The 1,567-nt window shown below is 64.0% G+C and carries 2 protein-coding genes; one reads left to right on the top strand and one right to left on the bottom strand.

What is annotated here, in order from left to right:
• The coding region (locus WCA53_RS12565; RefSeq protein WP_423910182.1) for an SAM domain-containing protein at window positions 1-219 on the bottom strand (219 nt) is incomplete at its 3' end.
• Window positions 220-424: 205 nt separating this feature from the next.
• On the opposite strand from WCA53_RS12565, the gene WCA53_RS12560 reads away from it, so the two are divergent.
• A partial coding sequence (locus WCA53_RS12560) for a SulP family inorganic anion transporter (protein ID WP_423910179.1) occupies window positions 425-1,567 on the top strand: 1,143 nt, incomplete at its 3' end.

The raw sequence follows: 1,567 nt of genomic DNA, 5'->3' as shown, positions 1-1,567 counted from the left end.
GGGCACCTGGGTGGCCACCGGCGCGACGGCCGATGCTGCGGCGCCAAGTCCTGCAATCGCCGCCAGCAGGCGCTTGCGATGACCCAGCGAGAGCATGCCGAGTTCTTTCAGGTCAGCATCGGTCAGTTGGGGCAGCACGGCGAGATCGATATCGTTCGCCGCGAACGCGCGTGCATATTGCCCGAGTTCCAGCGCATCGAGCCACTGATCGATATCCATCTTCGTCGCCCAAGGAGGTTTCCCCCGCCAACCCGCACGCCGCCGGATGCGCGGCGCTCACGCCCTATACACAGTGTAGTTCGCGCCTGTCTGAAGAGGCTAGTAAGTGGGCGCGTGACGCGTACGCTGGCAAATTGACACGGGAAGGGGCAGCGGCCGATACTCGTTGCGTCAGGAGTCGACCCCCACTCCCCGGGAGCGCGCTGTGAAGCGAGGCACCACCGGTTCCGCCAACGCTGTGCGCAGAGATCCGCGCCTCACCGGCCTGCTTGGCGATATGACGGCCGCCGCAGTCTCTACGATGGTGATGCTCTGCTATGCGATGAGCCTCGGCACCATGATTTTCAGCGCCGATCTTGCGCGCTACGCCGCGCTCGGGGTGCCGACCGCGCTTGTCAGTTGCGTCGTGACCGCTCTCGTGATCGCGCTGACGAGTTCCATGCGTATGAACATTGGCGGCCCGGACAGCAATGCGACGGCATTTCTCGCTGGCGTCGCGGCCGGCGTCGCCAGCAGCGTGCGCGCCGACGGCGGTTCCCCCCAAATGATCCTGTTGACGGTGCTGGTCGCCATTGCGGTGTGTTCGATCGTAACTGGCGTCATCCTGTATGCGATCGGTTCGTCCAGGCGCAGTCGCTCGTTGCAGTTCCTGCCGTATCCGGTCGTAGGCGGTTTTCTTGCCGGCACCGGATATCTGCTGTTGGCGGGCGCGTTCCGTGTGCTGACGGGCGAGGCACCGCACTGGCGCACACTACTCGCGCTGCTGGCGCATCTGCACTGGCTCGCGTGGACACCTGCCGTGATTGTCGGCGTCTTGCTCACGATTCTCTCGCGTGTGTGCAACCACGCTGCCGTGCTGCCGCTCACGCTTGCATCAGGCGTCGGGCTTTTCTACGTGATGCTCTTCGCGGCGGGTCTTTCGATCGACGATGCCCACCACATGGGCCTGCTGCTTGCGCACGTACCGCTGCGCTCCCTCCAGATTCCGGAACTGCATTTACCGACATCGCTTGCATCGCTCGGACATGGCGATATCGACTGGTCTGCGATTGGTGCGCACTTACTGGAGACGCTGGTGGTTACGTCGGTTGCGGCAATCACTATCCTGATGAACTCGACCGCGATTGGCGCGGCGACCGGCGACGACATCGATCTGAACCGCGAGATGCGGGCGGCCGGCCTCGCCAACATCGCGAGCGGGATGCTGGGCGGGATGGTCGGCTACCAGTCCTTCAACCGGTCGCTTCTCAATATGAGAGCAGGCGCGACGAGCCGGATGGCCGGCGTAATTGCTTCCCTTGCGTGCTTGCTCCTGTTAGCCGTCGCGCCCGATCTGGTGGCGCTGTTT

It is taken from the genome of Caballeronia sp. (assembly GCF_049581465.1).
In the GTDB taxonomy this organism is placed as follows: domain Bacteria; phylum Pseudomonadota; class Gammaproteobacteria; order Burkholderiales; family Burkholderiaceae; genus Caballeronia.
This window is presented reverse-complemented; position numbering and strand designations above follow the sequence as displayed.